At 64.3% G+C, this 21411-nt stretch carries 16 protein-coding genes; 8 read left to right on the top strand and 8 right to left on the bottom strand.

The features are described from left to right. The first annotated feature begins 11 nt into the window (after positions 1–11). Together FGK63_RS05790 and FGK63_RS05795 are read left to right on the top strand one after the other, a co-directional pair. A complete protein-coding gene (locus FGK63_RS05790; protein WP_138840662.1) occupies positions 12–1676 on the top strand; it encodes a tetratricopeptide repeat protein in 1665 nt (554 codons plus the stop codon). Further along, entirely contained in the window at positions 1673–2344 is a 672-nt protein-coding gene (locus FGK63_RS05795; RefSeq protein WP_138840663.1) for an SH3 domain-containing protein, read from the top strand. The genes FGK63_RS05790 and FGK63_RS05795 overlap by 4 nt, the downstream gene beginning before the upstream one ends. Positions 2345–2354: 10 nt before the next feature. Here the strand turns inward: FGK63_RS05795 and mfd are convergent, their stop codons facing one another. After that, positions 2355–5810 (bottom strand): transcription-repair coupling factor, encoded by a 3456-nt coding sequence (mfd, locus tag FGK63_RS05800; RefSeq protein WP_138840664.1) that lies wholly within the window; start codon positions 5808–5810, stop codon positions 2355–2357. Positions 5811–5832: 22 nt separating this feature from the next. Next, the gene (locus tag FGK63_RS05805; protein WP_138840665.1) at positions 5833–6357 is read right to left on the bottom strand and encodes a component of SufBCD complex; all 525 of its coding nucleotides are present in this window, start codon (positions 6355–6357) and stop codon (positions 5833–5835) included. A gap of 121 nt (positions 6358–6478) precedes the next feature. Between FGK63_RS05805 and hemB the strand changes: the two genes are divergently transcribed. The 5 genes from hemB (at position 6479) to FGK63_RS05830 (ending at position 12484) form a co-directional block, all read left to right on the top strand. Further along, complete coding sequence (hemB, locus tag FGK63_RS05810) at positions 6479–7477, top strand: porphobilinogen synthase (RefSeq protein ID WP_138840666.1); 999 nt, start codon at positions 6479–6481, stop codon at positions 7475–7477. A 145-nt stretch (positions 7478–7622) separates the two neighbouring features. After that, positions 7623–8195 carry a lipid-binding SYLF domain-containing protein gene (locus FGK63_RS05815; RefSeq protein WP_138840667.1) on the top strand — a complete coding sequence of 191 codons (573 nt, stop codon included), beginning with the start codon at positions 7623–7625 and terminating at the stop codon, positions 8193–8195. A gap of 194 nt (positions 8196–8389) precedes the next feature. Next, complete coding sequence (locus FGK63_RS05820; RefSeq protein WP_138840668.1) at positions 8390–10852, top strand: penicillin acylase family protein; 2463 nt, start codon at positions 8390–8392, stop codon at positions 10850–10852. 3 nt (positions 10853–10855) lie between these two features. Next, a complete protein-coding gene (locus FGK63_RS05825) occupies positions 10856–12028 on the top strand; it encodes a cation:proton antiporter (protein ID WP_138840669.1) in 1173 nt (390 codons plus the stop codon). 60 nt (positions 12029–12088) lie between these two features. After that, a complete protein-coding gene (locus FGK63_RS05830) occupies positions 12089–12484 on the top strand; it encodes an SgcJ/EcaC family oxidoreductase (RefSeq protein WP_138840670.1) in 396 nt (131 codons plus the stop codon). A 3-nt stretch (positions 12485–12487) separates the two neighbouring features. On the opposite strand, the gene hflX is transcribed toward FGK63_RS05830, so the two are convergent. The 4 genes from hflX to trkA form a co-directional block, all read right to left on the bottom strand. Continuing rightward, positions 12488–13759, bottom strand: a complete 1272-nt coding sequence (gene hflX, locus FGK63_RS05835) for a GTPase HflX (RefSeq protein ID WP_138840671.1) — start codon at positions 13757–13759, stop codon at positions 12488–12490. Then, positions 13759–13998 carry an RNA chaperone Hfq gene (gene hfq / locus FGK63_RS05840; RefSeq protein WP_005982826.1) on the bottom strand — a complete coding sequence of 80 codons (240 nt, stop codon included), beginning with the start codon at positions 13996–13998 and terminating at the stop codon, positions 13759–13761. Before hfq ends, hflX begins: the two co-directional genes overlap by 1 nt. A gap of 130 nt (positions 13999–14128) precedes the next feature. Beyond that, positions 14129–15667: a TrkH family potassium uptake protein gene (locus FGK63_RS05845; RefSeq protein ID WP_138840672.1), complete on the bottom strand. Its 1539-nt coding sequence runs from the start codon at positions 15665–15667 to the stop codon at positions 14129–14131. Next, positions 15667–17043: a Trk system potassium transporter TrkA gene (gene trkA, locus FGK63_RS05850; protein ID WP_138840673.1), complete on the bottom strand. Its 1377-nt coding sequence runs from the start codon at positions 17041–17043 to the stop codon at positions 15667–15669. The genes FGK63_RS05845 and trkA overlap by 1 nt, the downstream gene beginning before the upstream one ends. A gap of 96 nt (positions 17044–17139) precedes the next feature. Between trkA and FGK63_RS05855 the strand changes: the two genes are divergently transcribed. Then, positions 17140–17607, top strand: coding sequence for a hypothetical protein (locus FGK63_RS05855; protein WP_138840674.1), 468 nt, complete (start codon positions 17140–17142; stop codon positions 17605–17607). Positions 17608–17633: 26 nt separating this feature from the next. Here the strand turns inward: FGK63_RS05855 and ntrX are convergent, their stop codons facing one another. Both ntrX and FGK63_RS05865 read right to left on the bottom strand, forming a co-directional pair. Beyond that, positions 17634–19043 (bottom strand): nitrogen assimilation response regulator NtrX, encoded by a 1410-nt coding sequence (gene ntrX, locus FGK63_RS05860; RefSeq protein WP_138840675.1) that lies wholly within the window; start codon positions 19041–19043, stop codon positions 17634–17636. Continuing rightward, positions 19040–21295: a sensor histidine kinase NtrY-like gene (locus FGK63_RS05865; protein WP_425471836.1), complete on the bottom strand. Its 2256-nt coding sequence runs from the start codon at positions 21293–21295 to the stop codon at positions 19040–19042. The genes ntrX and FGK63_RS05865 overlap by 4 nt, the downstream gene beginning before the upstream one ends. Positions 21296–21411 lie beyond the last annotated feature (116 nt).

The raw sequence follows: 21411 nt of genomic DNA on the forward strand, positions 1-21411 counted from the left end.
GAGGGATTTCGATGAACGACTATTACGATCTCGGCAACCATCACTGCGCGGTCACCACGGCTTCGACCGAAGCGCAGATGTGGTTCGACCAGGGGCTGGCCTGGACCTACGGCTACAATCACGAAGAGGCGGTGGCCTGTTTCGAACGCGCCCTCGGCCACGACCCGAACTGCGCGATGGCCCATTGGGGCGTCGCCTACGCAGCCGGGCCGAACTACAACCTGCCGTGGGAGTTGCTGGACGACTCCGGCCGTGCCCAGGCGCTGGCCAAGGCTTACGATGCGACGCAAAACGCGCTCGCGTTGGTGGAAAACGTCACTCCGGTCGAACAGGCGCTGATCCGCGCCCTGCCCGCCCGCTATCCCTGGCGCGACCCGATCGACGATATGCATGTGTGGGACCACGACTTTGCCGATGCCATGCGCGCGGCCTTTGCCCTTGTGCCAGACCACCTCGACCTGCGCACGATCTTCGTCGAATCGCTGCTGAACCTCACGCCCTGGCAGATGTGGGACCTCAAGGCGGGCGTCCCGGCCGAAGGCGCCGCAACGGTCGAAGCGCAGGAAGCCCTGGAATGGGCGATGGCCAACGATCCGGCGGCAATGACCCATCCCGGCCTTCTGCATCTTTATGTACACCTGATGGAAATGTCGCCCACCCCGGAAAAGGCGCTCAAGGCCGGCGATGTCCTGCGCACGCTCGTTCCCGATGCAGGGCATCTGGTGCACATGCCGACCCATATCGACGTGCTGTGCGGCCACTATCAGAACGTGGTTCACTGGAACGAAAAGGCGATCGAGGCCGACCTGAAGTATTTCGAGCGCGAAGGCGCGTTCAACATCTACACCGGCTATCGCCAGCACAACTATCACTTCGTCATTTACGGCGCCCTGTTCCTGGGGCAGATGGAACCGGCCCTGCGCGCCAACCAGGGCATCTGGGACACGACGCCCGAAGAGATGCTGCGCATCGAAAGCCCGCCGATGGCCGACTACTTTGAAAGCTACATGTCGATGGGTCCCCACATTCTGATCCGGTTCGGCCGCTGGCACGAGGCGATGGCGCTGGACCTGCCCGACGACCCCGACCTTTTCCGCACGCTCACCGCCACCACGCATTACGCCCGCGCCGTGGCCTTCGCCGCGACCGGCGACGTGACGCGGGCCGAAGCCGAGGAAAAACTGTTTCTTGCCGCCAAGGACCGGGTTCCGGAAACCCGGCTGCTCCACAACAACCGCGTCGTCGATCTGCTTGACATTGCAACGGAAATGCTGCGGGGCGAGATCGAATACCGCAAGGGCAATCACGACGCGGCCTTTGCGCATCTTCGCCGTTCGGTCGAACTGGACGACACCTTGCCCTACGACGAACCCTGGGGCTGGATGCAGCCCACGCGCCATGCCCTGGGCGCGCTGCTCTTCGAACAGGGCCACTTGGCCGAGGCCGAGGCGGTCTATCGCGAGGATCTGGGGCTTGGCGGCAATCTGAGCCGCGCCAGCATCCACCCCGACAATGTCTGGAGTCTCAAGGGCTTGCATGACTGCCTTAAGGCCCGTGGCGAGCAACAGGAAATTCTCCAGATCAAACAGCGGCTCGACCTCGCCCTTGCCCGCGCCGATCGTGCGGTGGCGGCTTCCTGCTTCTGCGCGCAGGCCGCGATGAAGGCCGCCGAATGAAGCTTCTGCCCGTGCTGATACTCGCGGCCACCCCGGTCCAGGCCGAACGCATGCGCTTTCCGCCCGCCGACGAGGCCGGGCGCGATCCGTCCCTGTTGGCGTTCCGCGATGCCCTTTTGGCCCATGTCGCCGAACGGGATACCGAGGCGGTCGTGGCGGCTGCCTGTCCCGACATCCATCTCGGCCACGGCGGCTCCGGCGGGCCTGAGGAGTTGCGGGAAAGGCTGACGCTTCCGCCCGACACGCTGGCCGAAGAATACCGCGATCAGGCCGACGACATGCGCGAGGCTTACTGGGTCGCGCTCGAACAGACACTTGCCGCCCCCGGTTACTTCGACGACATGGGCGAGTTCTGGATGCCGCACCAGTGGCGCATCAGGCTGCCGGCCTCGGTCGATCCCATCCACGCCTATTTCGTCACCGGCACCCGTGTCGCCCTGCGCGACCGGGCCGACGGCGACGCCCGCATCCTGGACCAGATCAGCCACGAGGTCGTTCTGATCGCCGACCACGATCCGCAGGCCGAATACCAGAAGGTCATGCTCACCGACGGAACCCGAGGGTTCATGCACCGCGACTACCTATGGTCGATGGTCGGACACCGCGCCGCGCTGGTCAAATCCGACGACGGCCGATGGCAACTCTGCACCTTCGTCAGCGGCGACTGAGAGCCGGGGGTCAGACCTTGGCCTTTTTCCGCGTCTCGGCGACCTTCTCGGCCAGGTCCCGGGCGATGGCGAATGCCCCCTTGATCTTGTCGCTCTCCTTCGTCCAGTCGCGGCGCACGATGATCTTGTTGTCCTTGACCTTGGCAAGTCCGCGCTGGTTCTGGATGAATTCGACCAACCCCTCGGGCGAAGCGAACTTGTCGTTGTGGAACTGGATCGTCGCGCCCTTCGGCCCGCCATCCAGCTTGGCGATGCCCGCCCGCTTGCACATGGCCTTGATGCGCACCACCAGCAGCAGCATGTTCACCTCCTTGGGCAGCGTGCCGAAACGGTCGATCAGTTCGGCGGCAAAACCTTCAAGCTCGACCTTGGTCGACAGCGACGACAGCCGGCGGTACAGGCCCAGGCGCACGTCCAGGTCGGGCACGTAATCCTCGGGGATCAGCACCGGTACGCCCAGGTTGATCTGCGGCGCCCACTGGTCGTCGGCCTCGGACAGCCCCTCCATCTCGCCCGCCTTGATCTTGGCGATCGCCTCTTCCAGCATAGACTGATACAGCTCGTAACCCACGTCGCGCATCTGGCCGGACTGTTCTTCGCCCAGCAGGTTGCCCGCGCCGCGGATGTCCAGATCCTGCGACGCCAGCGTGAACCCCGCCCCCAGCGTGTCGAGCGACCCCAGCACCCGCAGGCGTTTTTCGGCGGCCGGCGTCAGCCGCGTGCGCGGTTTGGTCGTCAGATAGGCATAGGCGCGCGCCTTGGAACGTCCGACGCGCCCCCTGATCTGGTAAAGCTGCGCAAGGCCGAACATGTCGGCCCGATGCACCACCATCGTATTCGCCGTCGGGATGTCCAATCCGCTTTCCACGATGGTCGTCGCCAGCAGCACGTCGTACTTTCCGTCGTAAAACGCGTTCATCCGGTCATCCAGCTCGCCCGCCGCCATCTGCCCATGCGCCACCACATAGGAAAGCTCCGGCAGCTGCTGTTTCAGGAACTCCTCGATCTCCGGCAGGTCCGAGATGCGCGGCACGACATAGAAACTCTGCCCGCCGCGGTAATGCTCGCGCAGCAGCGCCTCGCGTATGGTGACCGCGTCGAACTCGCTGACATAGGTGCGGATCGCCAGCCGGTCGATGGGCGGCGTGCCGATGATCGACAGATCCCGCACGCCCGTCAGGCTCAGTTGCAGGGTGCGCGGAATCGGCGTCGCGGTCAGCGTCAGAACGTGGATGTCGGATCGCAGCTGCTTCAGCCGCTCCTTGTGGGAAACCCCGAAATGCTGTTCCTCGTCGATGATCAGCAGGCCCAGATTGTTGAACCGGACACCCTTGGCCAAAAGCGCGTGGGTTCCGATCACGATATCTACCGTGCCGCGCGCCAGTCCTTCGCGGGTCTGCTGCGCCTCCTTGCCGGAAACAAAGCGCGAAAGCTGCCGGACCTGCAGGGGAAAGCCGCGGAAGCGGTCCTTGAACGAGGCCGCGTGCTGCCGCGCAAGCAGCGTCGTCGGCGCGATCACCGCGACCTGCAACCCGGACATCGCGGCGACAAAGGCCGCGCGCATCGCCACTTCGGTCTTGCCGAACCCCACGTCGCCGCAGATCAGCCGGTCCATCGGCGTGCCCGAATGCAGATCGTCCATCACGTCGGCGATGGCGCGCAGTTGGTCCTCGGTCTCCTGATAGGGAAACCGCGCGCTGAACTCCTCCCAGGCGTGATGCGGCGGATCCATGATCGGCGCCTTGCGCAGCGCCCGCTCGGCGGCAATGCGGATCAGCCGGTCCGCCATCTCGCGGATGCGCTCTTTCAGCCTGGCCTTCTTGGCCTGCCATGCGCCGCCGCCAAGACGGTCAAGCAATCCCTCCTCGTGCCCGTATTTCGACAACAGCTCGATGTTCTCGACCGGCAGGTACAGCTTGGCTTCCTCGGCATATTCCAGGGCCAGGCATTCATGTGCCGCGCCCGCGGCGGTGATGACTTCCAGCCCCTGGTAGCGGCCGATCCCGTGATCAACGTGAACCACCAGGTCGCCGGGGCTCAGCGACTGCGCCTCGGTCAAGAAATTCTCGGCCTTGCGGCGTTTGCGCGGCTGCCGGATCAGGCGGTCGCCCAGAACGTCCTGCTCCGAGATCACGGTCAGGTCCGGCGTCTCGAACCCGTGTTCCAAAGCCCAGACCGCCAGATGCAGGCCGCGCTTGCCGATCCGGGTGCCGTTCCGAACAGGGATGGCCTCGGCCAGCCCCTCGTCCTCGATAAGCCCGGTCAGACGTTCGCGCGCACCTTCGGAATAGGACGCGATCAGCACCGGGCCTTTTTCAAGCTTAGCCTGAATGTGACCGGTCAACGCGCCGAAAAGACTGATGTTTTCCTGCTGTCGTTCGGGCGAGAAATTGCGCCCGATCCGGCCGCCCGCATCGATGACGCCGGGCCCCGACGATTGCGGCAACGGGTTGAACTGCAACACCCTCCGGTCCGTCACTGAAACGGTCCAGGCGTCGTCATCCAGATAAAGCAGCGCCGGCGGCAACGGTTTATAGACCGTGTCCATCCGCGAGCGGTTTTCCAGCGCCAGCCGCCGCGTCTCGTACTGGTCGCGGATGCTTTCCCACCGCGCCAGCCGCGCGGGCGTCACCTGGTCGTCCAGCGTGACCGTCGCGTTGGGAATGTAGTCGAACAGCGTTTCCAGCGACTCGTGGAAGAACGGCAGCCAATGTTCCATCCCCTGATGCTTGCGCCCCGCGCTCACCGCTTCGTACAGGGGGTCGTCGGTTCCCGCCGCTCCGAACTCGATCCGGTAGTTCTGGCGGAACCGGGTGATCGCCGCCTCATCCAGGATGACCTCGGACACCGGGGCCAACTCCACCACGTCCAGCTTTTCGGTCGTGCGCTGGCTCGCCGGATCGAACCGCCGGGCGCCGTCCAGCACGTCGCCGAACAGGTCCAGCCGCACGGGCCCGCTGTCGCCCGGAGGGAATATGTCGATGATCCCCCCCCTGACCGCATAATCGCCCGGCTCCATAACCGTGGGACTCTGGCTGAAGCCCATGCGTACGAGAAAGCCGCGCAACGCCGCTTCGTCGATGCGATGGCCCACCCGGGCGGTAAAGGCCGCTTCGCGCAGCACCGCGCGGGCGGGCACCCGCTGCGTTGCCGCGTTCAGCGTGGTCAGCAGGACGAACCGGTCCGGCATCTGGTGGACCAGCGCGGCCAGCGTCGCCACCCGGCTTGCCGCGATGTCGGGATTGGGCGAAACCCGGTCATAAGGCAGGCAATCCCAGCCGGGAAAGACGAACACCGGCATGTCCGGCGCAAAGAACGCCAGCGCCGCCCGCATCGCCTCCATCCGCTTGTCATCCCGCGCGACATGGCAGACCGGACCTTCGGAACGGGCGATCTCGTTCAGGATCAGTTGCGCGTCAAACCCTTCCGGGGCGCCGCCGACTGTCACGTGGTTCGGAGCCTTCATCCGCTTGCCTTCCAGAATTGTCCTACCCCAGAACTCCGATCGAGAGGTTCTGATACATGCCCCACAGGGAGGTTACGAAGATCGAGACGATCCCGATCAGCTGAACATAAAGCCTGCACCGCAACAGCAGTTTCGCCACGATCTCAAGCTTCGGTTCCTGCCGCCTGATACGCCGGGCGAAGGAAAGGTTCAACAGCGCCACCAGCGACATCGGGAAGGCCATCAGGAAAACCGCCTGTGCGAATTCGATGCTGTAGTAGAACCCCAGCATCGCCAGCATCGACAGCAGGAAGCACACGATGGCAAGCAGCCAAACCCCTGATACTTCAATGATGTAGAGGACTCGGTTCACGTGGATTCGCACGATGTCCAGCAGGTCCGCCTCGGCCTGCCCGCCGACGCGCCGGGCGCGCTGGATCATGTCGTAGGGGACGCCCAGCACCCAATGACTGGCCGATGACCAGAGAACCGCCACCGCGATCCAGAACCAGAGATTGGAGAAACTTCGCAAATCAATGAGTTCGAAGATCGAGGTATACCAGTCCAACCGCGCGTCCCTTTTCGTTCGGCTTTTTGCCCGTTCTACCGCGCTGCCGCGGCCATTGATACCCTTGAGGCCGGTGAATTTTCATGCCACCCAATGCGCAGATGTGCAAGGAGAGCGCGCCATGAAACCGACCATCGCCCCTTATCCGAATGCGCGCTTCCGCCGTGCCCGCCAGTCCGAATCCATCCGGGGCCTGGTGCGCGAGAACACCTTGACCGTCAACGACCTGATCTGGCCGGTCTTCGTGCGCGATGGCGAAGGGATCGAAGAGCCGGTTCCGTCGATGCCCGGCGTGGTGCGGCGGTCGGTCGACCTGATCGCGGCGGCCGCGGTCGAGGCGCAGGCGCTCGGCATTCCGGCCATCTGCCTGTTTCCCTATACAGACCCCAGCCTCAAGACCGAGGATTGCGCCGAGGCCTGGAGCCCCGACAACCTGTCGAACCGCGCCATCCGCGCGATCAAGGCGGCCGCGCCCGACATCGCGGTGATGACCGACGTGGCGCTCGACCCCTACAACATCGACGGCCATGACGGTTACGTGGTGGATGGCGAGATCGTCAACGACGCCACCGTCGAGGCGCTGGTCAAGATGACCCTGGCGCAGGCCGACGCCGGGGCGGACATCATCGGGCCGTCAGACATGATGGACGGACGGATCGGCGCGATGCGGCGGGCGCTCGAAAATGCGGGCCACCACAACGTGATGATCCTCAGCTACGCCGCGAAATACGCCAGCGCCTTCTACGGCCCGTTCCGCGATGCCGTGGGCGCCTCCGGCGCGCTGAAAGGGGACAAGAAGACCTACCAGATGGACCCCGCCAACTCGAACGAGGCGCTGCGCCTGATCGAACGCGACCTGACCGAGGGCGCGGACATGGTGATGATCAAGCCGGGAATGCCCTATCTGGACATCTGCCGAAGGGTCAAGGACACGTTCGGCGCACCGACCTATGCCTATCAGGTCTCGGGCGAATACGCGATGATCCAGGCGGCGGCGCAGAACGGCTGGATCGACGGCGAGAAGGTGATGCTGGAAAGCCTGCTGGCGTTCAAACGCGCGGGCTGCGACGGCGTCCTGACCTATTTCGCCCCGGCCGCCGCACGGATCCTGAACGGCTGACCGGCCAAGATCCTGCGATTTTTCGCTGAATTGCAGCGGCCAGCAGGCAGCTTCCCCGTGACACCCGGGCGCAATCGTCGTAGTCTTTCCCGCAAGACCGGGTTAACCCGGCTTTTCAGGCATGATCAAAAGAGACCAAAGAGAGATGAGCAGTTCCCCTACCCCCCGACTGACCCGTCGCGGCTTTGCCTTTGGCATGGCCGGGCTGACCTTCACCGCCGCCTGCGGCAACGGTGTCGGCAATTCGAACGCCAACATGATCGACGCGCGTGTCGATGCGACGCTGAACCAGATGTATTCGCAATACCCCAACACGGTCGAAATCGGCCAAAAGGCCAACGGCATTCTGGTCATGCCGCTGGTGACCGAAGCCGGCTTCGTGGTCGGCGGCGGCTATGGCCGCGGCGCGCTGCGCATCAACGGCGTCACCGTGGACTACTACTCGGCGGTCAAGGGCAGCGCCGGGCTCCAGATCGGGGCGCAGCAATACGCGCATGTGCTGTTCTTCATGACCCAGGACGCGCTGAACGAATTCCGCCGCGCCAGCGGCTGGACCGCCGGGGCCGACGTCGGATACGTGGTCCGGGATCAGGCCGACTCGATCGCCACCGACACCACGACGCTGCGCACGCCGGTCCTGGCCGCGATTTTCGGACAGGCGGGCCTGCAGATCGGCGCCACGCTGGAAGGCACCAAGTACACGCGCATCATCCCCTGATCGATGCGACCGGGCGGGCCGCTGCACCCCCGCCCCTTGCGAAAACACTTCGGCCAACGGCACAGGACCCTCTTCGGGGTCCGTGCCCCCAATGCGCCGCGCGGGCTGACGCCGGGACAGGCCCCCTTTCGGTCCGGGCGCGGTTCAACTAATCTCCGCACAGGTCAAAACCTCAACGACGGTACGGGGAGTCGATGCGTCTTCTTTTTCGCTGGCTAATGCGCATTGCCGCCGGTCTCGTGGTGCTGGTGGTGGCGGTCATCGCCCTGGTCTATTTCCTCGCCAGCCAGTCCCTTCCCGATTACGACCAGACGGTAAAGGTGGACGGCCTTGCCGCCCCGGTCGAGATCGTCCGCGACAACGCCAACGTCCCGCACATCTTCGGCGAATCCGACCCAGACGTGTTCTTCGGTCTTGGCTATGCCCATGCGCAGGACCGGCTGTGGCAGATGACCGTTTTGCGGCGCACCGTTCAGGGGCGCCTGTCCGAGATCTTCGGCCAGCGCACCGTCACCGTAGACAAGCTGCTGCGGCGGCTCGATCTCTACCGGCTGGCGCTGCAATCCGTCGAGGTGCAGGACGACTACACCAAGGCCGCGCTCAGGGCCTATGCGGATGGCGTGAACGCCCGTCTGGCCGAAATCAACGACGAGGCATTGGGCCGCGGCGCGCCCGAGATGTTCCTGTTCAACATCCCCGTCGCCCCCTGGCAGCCCGGCGACAGCCTGGCGATCATCAAGCTGATGGGGCTTCAGTTGTCCGGCCATCTCGAGGAAGAGGTGCTGCGCGCGCGGACCTCGCTGATGCTCGACGATCCGGCCCGGCTTTCGGACATTCTGCCCGACGTTCCCGGCAGCGGCATCGCCGCCCTGCCGGAATATGCCGCGCTGTTTCCCGGCGCGCAGCGCTTCGCATCGGCCGCGCCCATGCCGGACGATCCGCTGTCGCCCTTCCCCCGCAGGGGCCTTGCCGGCGCGTCCAACGCCTGGACAGCCGCGCCCTCGCGGTCGGCCAGCGGCGGCACCCTTCTTGCCAACGACCCGCACCTGGGCTTCACCGCGCCGGCGATCTGGTACCTTGCCCGCCTCGAACTCGCCAATGGCGGCGTGATCGGCGCCTCGATTCCCGGCGTGCCCGCCATCATGGCCGGGCGCAGCGACCGTCTGGGCTGGGGGCTGACCTCGTCCTATCTGGACGACCAGGATCTCTACATCGAAAAGCTCAACCCCGAGAACCCCGAGGAATACCTGACGCCGGACGGCTACAAAAAGTTCGACTCGCGCCCCTCGATCATCGACATCAAGGATGCGCCGCCGATCACGTTGACCCTGCGCTGGACGGAAAACGGGCCGGTGCTGCCCGGCACCTTCTACGGTCTCGAAACCATCACCCCGCCGGGCCATGTCGTGTCGCTGTCCTGGACGGTGCTCAGCCCGCGCGACACGTCGATGTCCGCCTCGATGGCGCTGATGATTTCCGACGATGTCCAAGGCGCGATCCAGGCAGCCGAACGGTTCATCGCGCCGTCGCAGAACCTGTCGCTGGCCGACAGATCGACCATCGCCATGAAGACGATCGGCGCGATGCCCAAGCGCGACGCCCGCCACCACAGCCAGGGCCGGATGCCCAGCCAGGGCTGGCTGCCCGAGAACCGCTGGCAGGGCCGGATGCCCTATTCCTCCAACCCGGAATTCGTCTCGCCCGCCGGCGGCCTGCTGGGCAACACCAACAACAAGATCATCGACCGTCCCTTCCCCGAGCATGTCTCGTTCGTTTGGGGCGACACCCAGCGGGTGCATCGCTGGGAAAAGCTGATGCAGGACCGCGAGGTGCACACCCGCGACAGCTTCATCGAGGCGCAGCTGGACACCATCAGCTTCACCGCCCGTTCGCTGCTGCCGCTGATCGGCGCCGACCTGTGGTTCACCGGCGAATCCGCGCCCGAAGGCACGCCCGAACGCCAGCGCCAGATAGCCCTTGCGCTGCTGGCCGAGTGGAACGGCGAGATGAACGAATACATGCCCGAACCGCTGATCTACGCCGCGTGGCTCCGCGCCCTGCAGAAGCGCCTGATCGCAGACGATCTCGGCCCGCTGGCCGAGGAGTTCAAGCACGTCGAACCGCTCTTCATCGAAAGGGTCTACCGCGACATCGACGGCGCCTCGGCCTGGTGCGACGTCAAGCAGAGCGCGCCGGTGGAAACCTGCACAGACATGGCGCGGTTGGCCCTGAACGATGCGCTGGTCTGGATATCCGAGCGGCACGGAACCGCCCTTGAATCCCTGCGCTGGGGCGACGCGCACCAGGCGACCCACGATCACCAGGTCCTGGGAGAGGTGCCGCTGCTGCGCTATTTCATGAACATCCGGCAATCCACCAGCGGCGGCGACAACACCCTGCAGCGCGGGCGCAGCTCGGGCGAGGATCCCGATCCGTTCCTGAACGTACATGGCGCGGGCTACCGCGGCGTCTACGACTTTGCCGATCCCGACAGTTCGGTCTTCATCACCTCGACCGGGCAGTCCGGCCATTTCCTGTCGCGCTACTACGACGATCAGGCCCAGCTCTGGCGGCGCGGGGAATACATCCCCATGTCGCTCGACACCGATCTCGCCCGTGCCGCCGCCGTCGGTGTGACGCAGCTGGTCCCGCGCTGAGCCATGCAGGCGAACGCCGTCGCGCTGATCGTTCTGGGGCTCCTGTTCCTGACCGGCCTGGCGGTGGATCAGCTTGGGCGGCGCACACGGCTGCCGCGGGTGACGCTGCTTCTGCTGTGCGGATTGTTCGCCGGAACCGCGGGCGCCGACCTGATTCCGCGCTCGGTTCAGGATCTCTACCCGGTGGTCTCCGTCATCGCGCTGGGCATGGTCGCCTTTCTGCTGGGCGGAGAGCTTTCGCTGTCCACGATGCGGACGCATGGCCGCGAGATCCTGGCGATTTCGCTCTCGGTGGTGATCGCGACCATGACGATCGTTTCCACCGGCCTCTGGGCGATCGGCATTCCCGCAAGCGCCGCGCTGCTGATCGGGGCGCTTGCGACGGCCACCGATCCGGCCGCGATCTACGATGTCATTCGGCAAAAGCACGCCAAAGGCGGTTTCAGCCGGACGCTCAAGGGCATCGTCGCCATCGACGACGCCTGGGGCGTCATTCTTTTCGCGCTGATCATCGTTCTGGCGCAGGGGTTGGAAGGTTCGGAAACCGGCCCCCACGTTCTGCTCGCGGGCCTGGCCGAGGTCGCGGGTTCTATCCTGCTCGGCATCGCCATCGGTCTTCCGGCGGCCTACCTGACCGGCCGCCTTTCGGGCGGCGAGCCCCTGCGGATCGAGGCGCTGGGGCTGGTGTTCCTGACCACCGGCCTCGCGCTCTGGTTCGGGCTGTCCTACCTCATCGCGGGCATGACGGTCGGCGCGGTGATCGTGAACGCGGCCAGGCACCACACCAAGGCTTTCCGCGAAATCGAGCACCTGGAATGGCCCTTTATGATCATCTTCTTCATCCTGGCCGGCGCCAGCCTGGACGCGACCGCTTTGCTGACCGTCGGACCGTTGGGACTGGCCTATGTGGTTCTGCGCATTCTGGGCCGGGTTCTGGGCGGCTGGATCGGCGGCATCGCCGCCAACGCCCCAACGCCCGAACGGGCCTTGTACGGCCCGGCCCTGCTGCCGCAGGCGGGGGTGGCCATCGGCATGGCGCTCATCGCCTCGGACCTGTTCCCGGATCATGGCGCCGCCATCATGGCGCTTGCGGTTTCGGCCACGGTCGTCTTCGAACTGATCGGTCCCCTGGCCGCCTCATGGGCGATCGCCCGCACGGAAAAGACACGGTCATAGACGAAGTCCCTTCAAATGCTTACCCTTCCCGGGGTCTAGGCACCAAGCGGAGAACGTCTCATGGCGAGCCAACAGGACATTCTGCAGAACCTGGCGCGCGACTACGCGATCGCCTGGAGTTCCGGAGACCCCAACGCGGTCGCCAGCTTTTTTGCGGGCGAAGGTCAGATCGCCATCAACGGCGGCGAGCCGATGAAGGGCCGCGCCGCCATCGCCGAAATGGCCAGGGGGTTCTTCACCGATTTCCCCGATCTCGAGGTCCGCTGCGACATGATGCGAAAGGCCGGCGATCACGCGATCTTCGTCTGGACGCTCGAAGGCCACCATGCTGAAACCGGCAATCACGTCGTGACCCGCGGTTGGGAAGAGTGGGATCTGGATGCCGATTACAAGGTCGTATCTTCGCGCGATTGGTTCGACGCCGAGGATCATCAGCGCCAGATTGACGGGGTCTGAAACCTACAGGGCGGCGTACTGCGCCTGCTGCTTCGGCGTCCACAGCACCGTGATCTCGAAACCGTCCTCGGTCTGGTTCTCGGCCTGCACGACATCCTGCTGAAACAGCCACGCGCGCTTGCGGCCTTCGTCAAAGCCCAGCCGCAGAACCTCTTCGTGGCGAACCCCCTGCAGCTTTTCGGCAATGCTCGCCAGCAACGGCTGCACCCCTTCGCCGCTCACGGCCGATATGGCGAAAACCTCGGGGTCCCGCGCGGCGCGCGCCAGCACCGCGGTACGGTCCTCTTCGGCCAGAAGGTCGATCTTGTTCCAAACCTCAAGGCGGCCGCGATCCTCATCGACGCCCAGCGAGGACAGGATCGCCTCGACATCCTGCGCCTGCGCCTCGGTCTCGGCATGGCTGATGTCGCGCACGTGAACGATCAGGTCGGCGCCCAGAACTTCCTCCAGCGTGGCGCGGAAGGCCGCGACCAGCTCGGTCGGCAGGTTCGAGATGAACCCCACCGTGTCCGACAGGATGACTTCGGGCCCGTCGGGCAACTCGACCCGTCGCATCGTCGGGTCCAGCGTGGCGAACAGCATGTCCTTCGCCATCACTTCGGCCCCGGTCAGGCGGTTGAACAGCGTCGATTTGCCGGCGTTCGTGTAACCCACCAGCGCCACGATCGGATAGGGCACCTTGGCGCGCGCCGCCCGATGCAGGGTTCGCGTCTTGACCACTTTCTGCAACTGCCGGCGCAGGCGCACGAGTTGCTCGTCGATGGCGCGGCGGTCCGCCTCGATCTGGGTTTCACCCGGGCCGCCCACGAACCCCAGCCCGCCGCGCTGCCGCTCAAGGTGGGTCCAGGCCCGCACAAGGCGCGTGCGCTGATAGCTCAGCGCCGCCATTTCGACCTGAAGCACGCCCTCGCGGGTGCGTGCGCGATCCGAAAAGATCTCAAGGATCAGGCCCGTGCGGTCCAGGATCTTGACCTTCCATTCCCGCTCCAGGTTGCGCTGCTGAACCGGCGTGACCGGCCCGTCGATCAGAACCAGTTCGATCTCGCCTTCGCGAAACCGCGCGCCAAGCTCCTCGATCTTGCCGCTCCCGAACAGAAGGCCCGGCTGCGCGCGCGGCAGTCGCACGGTTTCCGACCCGATCACATCCAGATCGGGCAGCGCCGCAGCCAATGCCACAGCCTCCTCCAGCGCCGGTTCGGGTGGCCGGCGCTCATTGTCTGACTTGATATCGGGATGCAGCACCCAGGCGCGGGTGCGCACCCTGTCATGTTCCATCAAGAGGCGTCTTCGCCCTCGTACAGGTTGATCGGCTGCGACGGCATGATGGTCGAGATCGCATGTTTGTAGACCAACTGCGACTGTCCGTCGCGGCGCAGAAGCACGCAGAAATTGTCGAACCAGGTAATGACACCCTGCAATTTCACGCCGTTTATCAGGAAGATCGTAACCGGGACTTTTGCTTTCCGTACATTGTTCAGGAACGCGTCCTGAAGATTCTGTCTGTCCGAAGCCATGTTTTTATAATCTCGCCGTTGTTCTTGCTACGCGCTGCGGACCAACGCGCTCCCATCGGAAGAGTATGGAGTGCAGTGATGAGATATTCCAGACGAAAAAACAGGCGAAACCGCAGTTTAGCCCACAGGGTCAGCCGCGCCACAGGGCCGGCGTCAAAAGCGCGATGATCGCCAGCGTCTCCAGCCGCCCGATGATCATGCCCGCGCACAGCACCAGTTTTGCCCCCGCCCCAAGTTCCACAAGCCGGATCGGGATCTCGGTCGCGCTGTGAATCAGCGGCCCGGTCGTGGTCAGCGCCGCAACGCTGAGAACCATGGCCTGCTCGAAACTCGACCCCATCGCCGCCAGCGCCATGCTGGACGTCGCAAGCGCCAGCGCGAACAGCATGATGAAGACCCAGGCGATGAAGGCCCCGTCGCGCTGAATGCGGCGGTTGCCCGCATTGGCGCTGCTGACCGACGAGGGATGGATCAGCCTGTCCACTTCCCGCGCGCCATTGAGGTACAGCGCAAAAACCCTGAGCAGCTTGACCCCGCCCGCCGTGGTCGCCACTCCGCCGCCGATCAGGGCGAGCCCCATCAGGATTAGCCCGGGCGTGCCCAGCCCCGACCATTGCTGCGATTCCGCCCAATAGGCGCTCTTGAAACCTGTGGTGCTCAGAAAGGACAGCACCGTGAACATCCCGCCCCAGAGCGAGTGCAGCCCCCGCTCGGCGTTCATTTCCTCGCCCACCTCGTAGGCTCCGTACCAATGCCGAAAGAATAGCATCAGCGTCACGCCGGCGACGATCAGCAGGCCGATGCGGAACTCGGGGTCCTTGTCCAGCCGCGAATACCCGCCCGTCGCGGTGTCCGACGAAAAGGTCAGGCGGGACAGCGCGAAGAACAGGAACAGGAAAATGATCACCTCGCCGGTCACGCCCGCCGTCGATCCCGGCAGCCCGCCCACCGGCGAAATTCCCGAAGTCGCCATCACCGACATCGCGTGGCAGACGGCGGTCAGGGCGCCTTCCCCGGCGACCATCAGCAACAGCCAGATCACACCCGTCAGGCCGGCATAGACCGGCGCCAGCGTCATGGTCACGCGCAACAGGCGCCCGCGCGGATCCGCCTTTTCGCTTTGCGCGACCCCGGAAACCGGGCGGCCCGGCTCGCCCTTGGCGGTCACCTCGAACCCGCCCAGCGACAGCGGCGCCAGGATGGCCGAGGCGGCGATCCACATCAGCAGCCCGCCCATCCAGCCGACCAGCGCCCGCCACAGGTGCAGCGGCGACGACAGCCGGCCCGGATCCGCGAAAATGTCGGCCCCGGTGGTGGTCAGGGCGCTGACCATGTCGAAATAGGCGTTCAGGAAACTCGTGGTTCCCAGGGCGTCATGCAGCGGCACCGCAAGGAACAGCGGCAGGACAGTGAAGGTCGCCAGCAGGACCGCCAGCTGCCCCAGCGTTCCGCGCTTCGGATGGCGGTTCTGCATCGACAGGGCGATCATCGAGACGACGACCAGCCCCACCAGCCCGGAATAGAAGAACGAACGCGACGTGTCCTCGTCATCCAGCGCCAGCGCATAGGCCGCGGGTATCCACATGGCGAATGAAACGATACCCCAGATCAGAAGGAACAGCGGCAGGCGCCGCATCGTTCCGATCTGTTGTCCCGTCCGCGTCGCCATCAGAAGAAATCGATCGAAACCTGCATCAGACGCTCGACCTCGGGAACGTCATCGGACATCGCAAAGATCGCCACCACGTCCTTTTCCTCGATTCTCAGGCTGCCGGTCGGCCGCAGGACCTCGTCGCCCTTGCGCACCGCGCCCACCAGAACCCCCTCGGGAAAGTCGATGTCGCGCAGTTTCTGTCCGGCCATGGGCGAGGTCGAAAGAACCTCGGCCTCGATCACCTCGGCCTCGGCGTCGCCGATGGAATAGACCTGCCGAACCCGTCCGTGCCGGATGTGCCGCAGGATCGAACTGACCGTCGTGGCGCGGGGGTTGATATAGGCGTCGATCCCCAGCGGCCCCATCAGCGCCACCATGCTGGGATCGTTGATCAGTGCGATGGCCAGCGGGCAGCCGTCGGCCTTGGCCCGCACCGCGGCCAGCATGTTCGTGCGGTCGTCATCGGTCACGGCCAGCATCGCGTCGGCGCGGTCGATCCCCGCCTCGCTCAGCAGCGCCGAATCCAAGCCATCCCCGTTCAGGACGATGGTCCGCTCCAGCGCCTCGGCGGCCCGCTCGGCGCAGCGCCGGTCGCGTTCGATGACCTTGGCCCGAATGCGGCTCTTGCGTTCTTCCAGCGTCTTGGCAACCTCCAACCCGACGTTGCCGCCGCCCACGATGACCACGCGGTCCTGTTTCTTCTGCTTCTTGCCGAATACCTCCATGGTCCGTTCAACGTCTTCGACCTTTGTGAAGACGTAGCATTCATCGGCAATGAAAAGCTGGTCGTCCGGCTCGGGCGCGAACAGCGTGCCCTCGCGCCGCACGCCGACCACGATGGCGCTCAGGGTCGAGAACAGGTCCGTCAGCTGGCGCAGCGGGGTGTTCACGATCGGGCAGTCCTCGCCGATGCGGATGCCCAGCAGCTGCACCTTGCCGTCCATGAACATCTCGGTGTCGAAGGCCGCCGGCGCGGACAGACGCCGCATCGCCGCCGCCGCCACCTCGCGCTCGGGGCTGATCACCACGTCGATCGGCAGATGGTCGCGCCGGTAGAGATCCGAGTGGATCGCCTCGAGATAGGATTTCGCCCGCAGCCGGGCAATCTTGCGCTGGATCGAGAACACGGAATGCGCCATCTGGCAGGTGACCATGTTCACCTCGTCCGAGTAGGTCGCGGCGATGATCATGTCCGCATCCCGCGCCCCTGCCCGCTCCAGCACGTCCGGATAGCTGGCGAACCCGGCGATGCCCTGCACGTCCAGCGTCTCGGTCGCCCGCCGCACCAGATCGGGATTGCTGTCGACCACCGTCACGTCGTTCAGTTCGCCGGAAAGGTGACGCGCGATCTGCCAGCCAACCTGGCCGGCGCCGCAAATGATGACCTTCATGCCTCTGGCCTTTCTGCCTGAAGGTTTTGAATGACAGATGCCCTACAGGCGGTCAATTCATTTGTATTCATCCAATGGCTGCGGCAGTGTAAGTGTATGAAAACAGTGATCCGAACCACGCTGCTTGCCCTCTGCCTCGGCTCGTGCGGCCCGCTTTCGCTCTATTACCAGGAGGGCGCGTCGGTCTCGCGGATGCAGGCCGAAACCACGGATTGCCAGGTCAAGGCGCTGAGGGATGCGCCCGTCGCGAACCAGGTCCGGCAGACCGCGCCCATCTACTATCCCGGCCGCACAATTTGCAACAACGCCGGGCAATGCTACACGACACCGGGTTGGTGGGATCCCGGCCGCATCTATTCGGTCGATGTCAACCAGAGCTTGCGCAACCAGGTCGAGGCGCAGTGCATGGCGGCAAAAGGTTTTCGTCCGGTCAGCCTGCCGCCCTGCAAGCAGAACGTTAAGTCTCGGGTCCCCGCCCAGCGGACGACCAAGCTGCCGCCGCTGTCCGGCGGCTCCTGTTATGTCAGGTTCGACGACGGTACTTTTCAGATCATCACCCCTTAGCGGGATGTACAATCCGGAAGCTTTGCCTATTCCGCCGGTTCCGTTTCGTCCACGCGGGCGACCCGCGCGCCGGATTTGGTCGTCGTCACCACGCCCAGCGATTTCAGTTTTCGGTGCAGCGCGCTGCGTTCCATGCCGACAAAGCTGGCGGTACGGCTGATATTTCCCCCGAACCGGTTGATCTGAGTCAGCAGGTATTCGCGCTCGAACGCCTCGCGCGCCTCGCGCAGCGGAAGGGTCGCCAAAGCGCCCGACAGGACCACGCGCCCCTCGTCCTCGGCCTTGATGTCGTCGCTCGGCAACTCGCGCGCCTCGATCGGCCCGGAACTGTCGCCCAGGATCAGAACCCGTTCGATCATGTTCTTGAGTTGACGCACATTTCCCGGCCAGACCATGGTCTGCATCAGGGCGACCGCTTCGTCGGTAAGTTCGCGCGCCGCCAACCCTTGGGCTTCGTTGCACATTTCGATAAAATGCTGCGCCAGCAGCGGAATGTCCTCGCGCCGCTCCTCAAGCGACGGCACCGAAATCGGCACCACGTTCAGACGGTGATACAGCTCCTCCCGGAAGCGGTCTGCTTGAATTTCAGCCTCCAAATCCTTGTTTGTAGAGGAAATAACCCGCAGATCCACCCGCACCTTATCCGAGCCGCCGACGCGCTGGAATTGCTGATCAACCAGAACGCGCAAGATCTTGGATTGCGTCCCCAGCGGCATGTCGGCGACCTCGTCGAAATAGATGACGCCGCCGTGCGCCTCTTCCAACAGGCCGGATTCGATGCCGCGTTCGGGAGATTCCCGGCCGAACAGCACCTCTTCCATGCGCTCGGGTTCCATTCCGGCGCAGTTCACGGTGACGAAGGGGCCGTTGGCGCGGTTTGAGTGCGCATGGATGTAACGCGCCGCAATCTCCTTGCCGGATCCGGCCGGGCCGCGCAGCATGACGCGGCCGTTGGACTTGGTGACCTTGTCCAATTGGCTCTGCATGGCGCGGAAAGCGGCCGACTTGCCGATCATGTCTGAACTGCTCACCTCGCGCCGTTTCAAGGCGGCATTCTCGCGACGCAGCCGCGAGGTCTCCATCGCGCGCCGGATCACCACCATGAGCTGGTCGATGTTGAAGGGCTTTTCGATGAAATCGTAAGCCCCCTGCTTGATCGCCGCCACGGCGATCTCGATGTTGCCATGCCCGGAAATGATGACAACGGGAACATCGGGATTGTCCCGTTTGACAGCCTTGAGGATGTCGATTCCGTCCATCCGGCTGTCCTTGAGCCAGATGTCGAGGATCAAAAGCCCCGGCGGTTCGGCATTGATCGAGGCCATGCACTCGTCGGAATTGCCAGCCAGCCGGGTGGAATAGCCCTCATCCTCCAGAATGTCGGACACCAGTTCGCGAATGTCTCGCTCGTCGTCTACGATCAGAATATCACTCATGATTGGCCTGCTTTCGTTTTGGTTTTGGTCGCCTGCTTCGGCGGCGCATCTGATGGGAGGGTCTCGACCCTTGGTAGACGGATCACGGCCATCGCGCCAAAATGGTCCTGTCCGTCGAACACAGGCGCATCCTCAAGTACGAGAGTGCCGCCGTGTTCTTCGATGATCTTCTTGACGATGGGCAGCCCCAGGCCCGTTCCTTCGTCGCGCGTGGTCACATAGGGCTCGAACAGCCGGGCCCGGTCCTCGGGCAAGCCGATCCCATTGTCGGAGATGGTGATGAGCGTACCTTCGGGGGCATCCGTCAAGGCAACATGGATCTGCGGCTCAAGATTGTTGGGTGCGCCGTTTTCCTTCAACGTTTCAATGGCTTCGCCGGCGTTCTTGATAAGGTTTGTCAACGCCTGGCTGAGCATTGTCGAATCCACGTCGGCCATTACCTCGTGGTCGGGCAGATCTGCCTTGATCTTCACGTCCGGCTGTCCGGCTTGCTGCAGCAGCACCGCCTCTCGCACCAGATCGACAAGGTTCTCCTGCTGCCTCACCGGCTCGGGCATCCGGGCGAATTTCGAGAACTCGTCAACGATGCGCCGCAAATCATTGGTCTGGCGCACGATGACCGCGGTCATGGACTCCAGGCTTTCGCAGTCCTCTTCGTCCAGTTTGCGCGAGAACTTGCGCTTGATTCGCTCGGCGCTCAGTTGGATCGGCGTCAGCGGGTTCTTGATTTCATGCGCAATCCTGCGCGCGACGTCACCCCAGGCCGCCATCCTCTGGGCGCTGACCAGATCGGTCACGTCGTCGAAGGCGATCACGTAGCCTTCCAGCCGCCCGTCCTCGCCGCGCCGCGTGGACAACCGAACCAAAAGGTTCTCAAGCCGCCCCTTGCGGCTGACCTTGACCTCGCTCTGCACGGTTTCCTGCGCGCCTTCCTTGAGTGTCTCGAACAGCGGTAAAAATTCAGGCACGGCTATCCCAAGCGCCAGGCTGTGCTCGTCGCCGGACCAGTCCAGCAGGCTTTCCGCTGAACGGTTCACGAAAGTGACGCGGCCGTCCGGGTCCAGCCCCACCACGCCCGAGGTCACGGAACTCAGCACCGAATCGAAAAGCCTCCGGCGGCGCTCGATCTGGCGGGTATTGTCCAAAAGAGCGTCGCGCTGGCCTTTCAGTTGCCGGGTCATCTGGTTGAAATAGCGGCCGAGCATTGCGATCTCGTCGTCGCCCTTCTCTTCGACCACCTGAACGCTCAGATCGCCCCCGCCGACACGCTGCGCCGCCGTGGTCAGCCGCCCAACGGGGCGTGACAGACGCTCGGCGAACCACATGCCCAGCGACACGGCCGCGAGGATCAGGATGACCGCGAAACCCACATAAAGAAGCCCGAACTCGAACAGCACCCGGCCCCGATCGCTTTCGAGCTGTTGATAGAACTGGGCGGTTTCCTTGGTTTCGTCGAGCAGGTTCAAGATCTTGCCGTCCACGTCACGGCTGACATAGAGGTACCGATCCAGATAGGCCTTGAGGGGAACAATGGCGCGGAATTCGTTGTTGCTCCAATCCTTGATGATCAGCAGGCCCTCATCCGCTGCCTGCGCAATCTGTTCCGGTGTCGGACGTTCGAAATTGAAAAGGTATGACCTGTCGCCGCGCGACCGGATCTCACCGGTGCCGTCAATTACATAGGCCTCGCGAAGCCCGCGCTGTATCTGGCCCTGCCCTTGGGCCAGAAATTCGCGCAGTTCCGCATCCGAGACGTAGAAATTGACCTTTCGCGCATTGTCGAGATATCGCGCCAGCACGCTGGCGTCCTGGGCCAGGCCTTGCCGGTGCTCCGCCTCGTAGGCTTCGGCCGCCGACAGCGAAGAACCCACGACCTGCCGCACCCGGTCGGAAAACCACCCTTCCAGACCGATGTTCACGGTGAGGCCCGCAAAGATGGCCACGGTGACGGTCGGCACGAGCGCCAGGAAGGTGAACGCACCGATCAGGCGGAGGTGCAGGCGGGAACCCGCCGATTTGGCCCGCCGCGCCGCGATGAGTCGGCCCAATTGGCTGAGCACCAGCGCGGCCAGCACCAGAACGTAAACGAGGTCGGCCAGCAGTACGAGTCGCAGTGTTGGCGCCGACGCGCCAAGATCGAGCGGACCGATGACGAGATAGGTTGCCAGCGTCAGAACAGGGCCCAGAACAACCAGTCCCAACGTGCCGTAATTACGGAACTTTCGGGAGTTGCGCCACCGGCTGATCGTCAAGAATGGCCCGTACTGTGCCCGGGATGCCACCTGCTGCCCTCATTCTAATGTGCCGCGTTCGCGGCTTACCGCCATATGTCGTGGTCCTTGCCGGGTTGACACCCGGATGCCACGAT

The organism is Ruegeria sediminis (genome assembly GCF_005938215.1).
In the GTDB taxonomy this organism is placed as follows: domain Bacteria; phylum Pseudomonadota; class Alphaproteobacteria; order Rhodobacterales; family Rhodobacteraceae; genus Ruegeria; species Ruegeria sediminis.

Bases quoted from the DNA above. Each gene is read 5' to 3' on its own strand.
- hemB (WP_138840666.1), top strand. From the start codon at position 6,479: ATGAAACCGACCATCGCCCCTTATCCGAATGCGCGCTTCCGCCGTGCC.
- mfd (WP_138840664.1), bottom strand. From the start codon at position 5,810: ATGAAGGCTCCGAACCACGTGACAGTCGGCGGCGCCCCGGAAGGGTTT.
- hfq (WP_005982826.1), bottom strand. From the start codon at position 13,998: ATGGCTTCGGACAGACAGAATCTTCAGGACGCGTTCCTGAACAATGTA.
- FGK63_RS05855 (WP_138840674.1), top strand. From the start codon at position 17,140: ATGAAAACAGTGATCCGAACCACGCTGCTTGCCCTCTGCCTCGGCTCG.
- FGK63_RS05825 (WP_138840669.1), top strand. From the start codon at position 10,856: ATGCAGGCGAACGCCGTCGCGCTGATCGTTCTGGGGCTCCTGTTCCTG.
- trkA (WP_138840673.1), bottom strand. From the start codon at position 17,043: ATGAAGGTCATCATTTGCGGCGCCGGCCAGGTTGGCTGGCAGATCGCG.
- FGK63_RS05790 (WP_138840662.1), top strand. From the start codon at position 12: ATGAACGACTATTACGATCTCGGCAACCATCACTGCGCGGTCACCACG.
- FGK63_RS05820 (WP_138840668.1), top strand. From the start codon at position 8,390: ATGCGTCTTCTTTTTCGCTGGCTAATGCGCATTGCCGCCGGTCTCGTG.
- FGK63_RS05795 (WP_138840663.1), top strand. From the start codon at position 1,673: ATGAAGCTTCTGCCCGTGCTGATACTCGCGGCCACCCCGGTCCAGGCC.
- hflX (WP_138840671.1), bottom strand. From the start codon at position 13,759: ATGGAACATGACAGGGTGCGCACCCGCGCCTGGGTGCTGCATCCCGAT.
- ntrX (WP_138840675.1), bottom strand. From the start codon at position 19,043: ATGAGTGATATTCTGATCGTAGACGACGAGCGAGACATTCGCGAACTG.
- FGK63_RS05830 (WP_138840670.1), top strand. From the start codon at position 12,089: ATGGCGAGCCAACAGGACATTCTGCAGAACCTGGCGCGCGACTACGCG.
- FGK63_RS05845 (WP_138840672.1), bottom strand. From the start codon at position 15,667: ATGGCGACGCGGACGGGACAACAGATCGGAACGATGCGGCGCCTGCCG.
- FGK63_RS05815 (WP_138840667.1), top strand. From the start codon at position 7,623: ATGAGCAGTTCCCCTACCCCCCGACTGACCCGTCGCGGCTTTGCCTTT.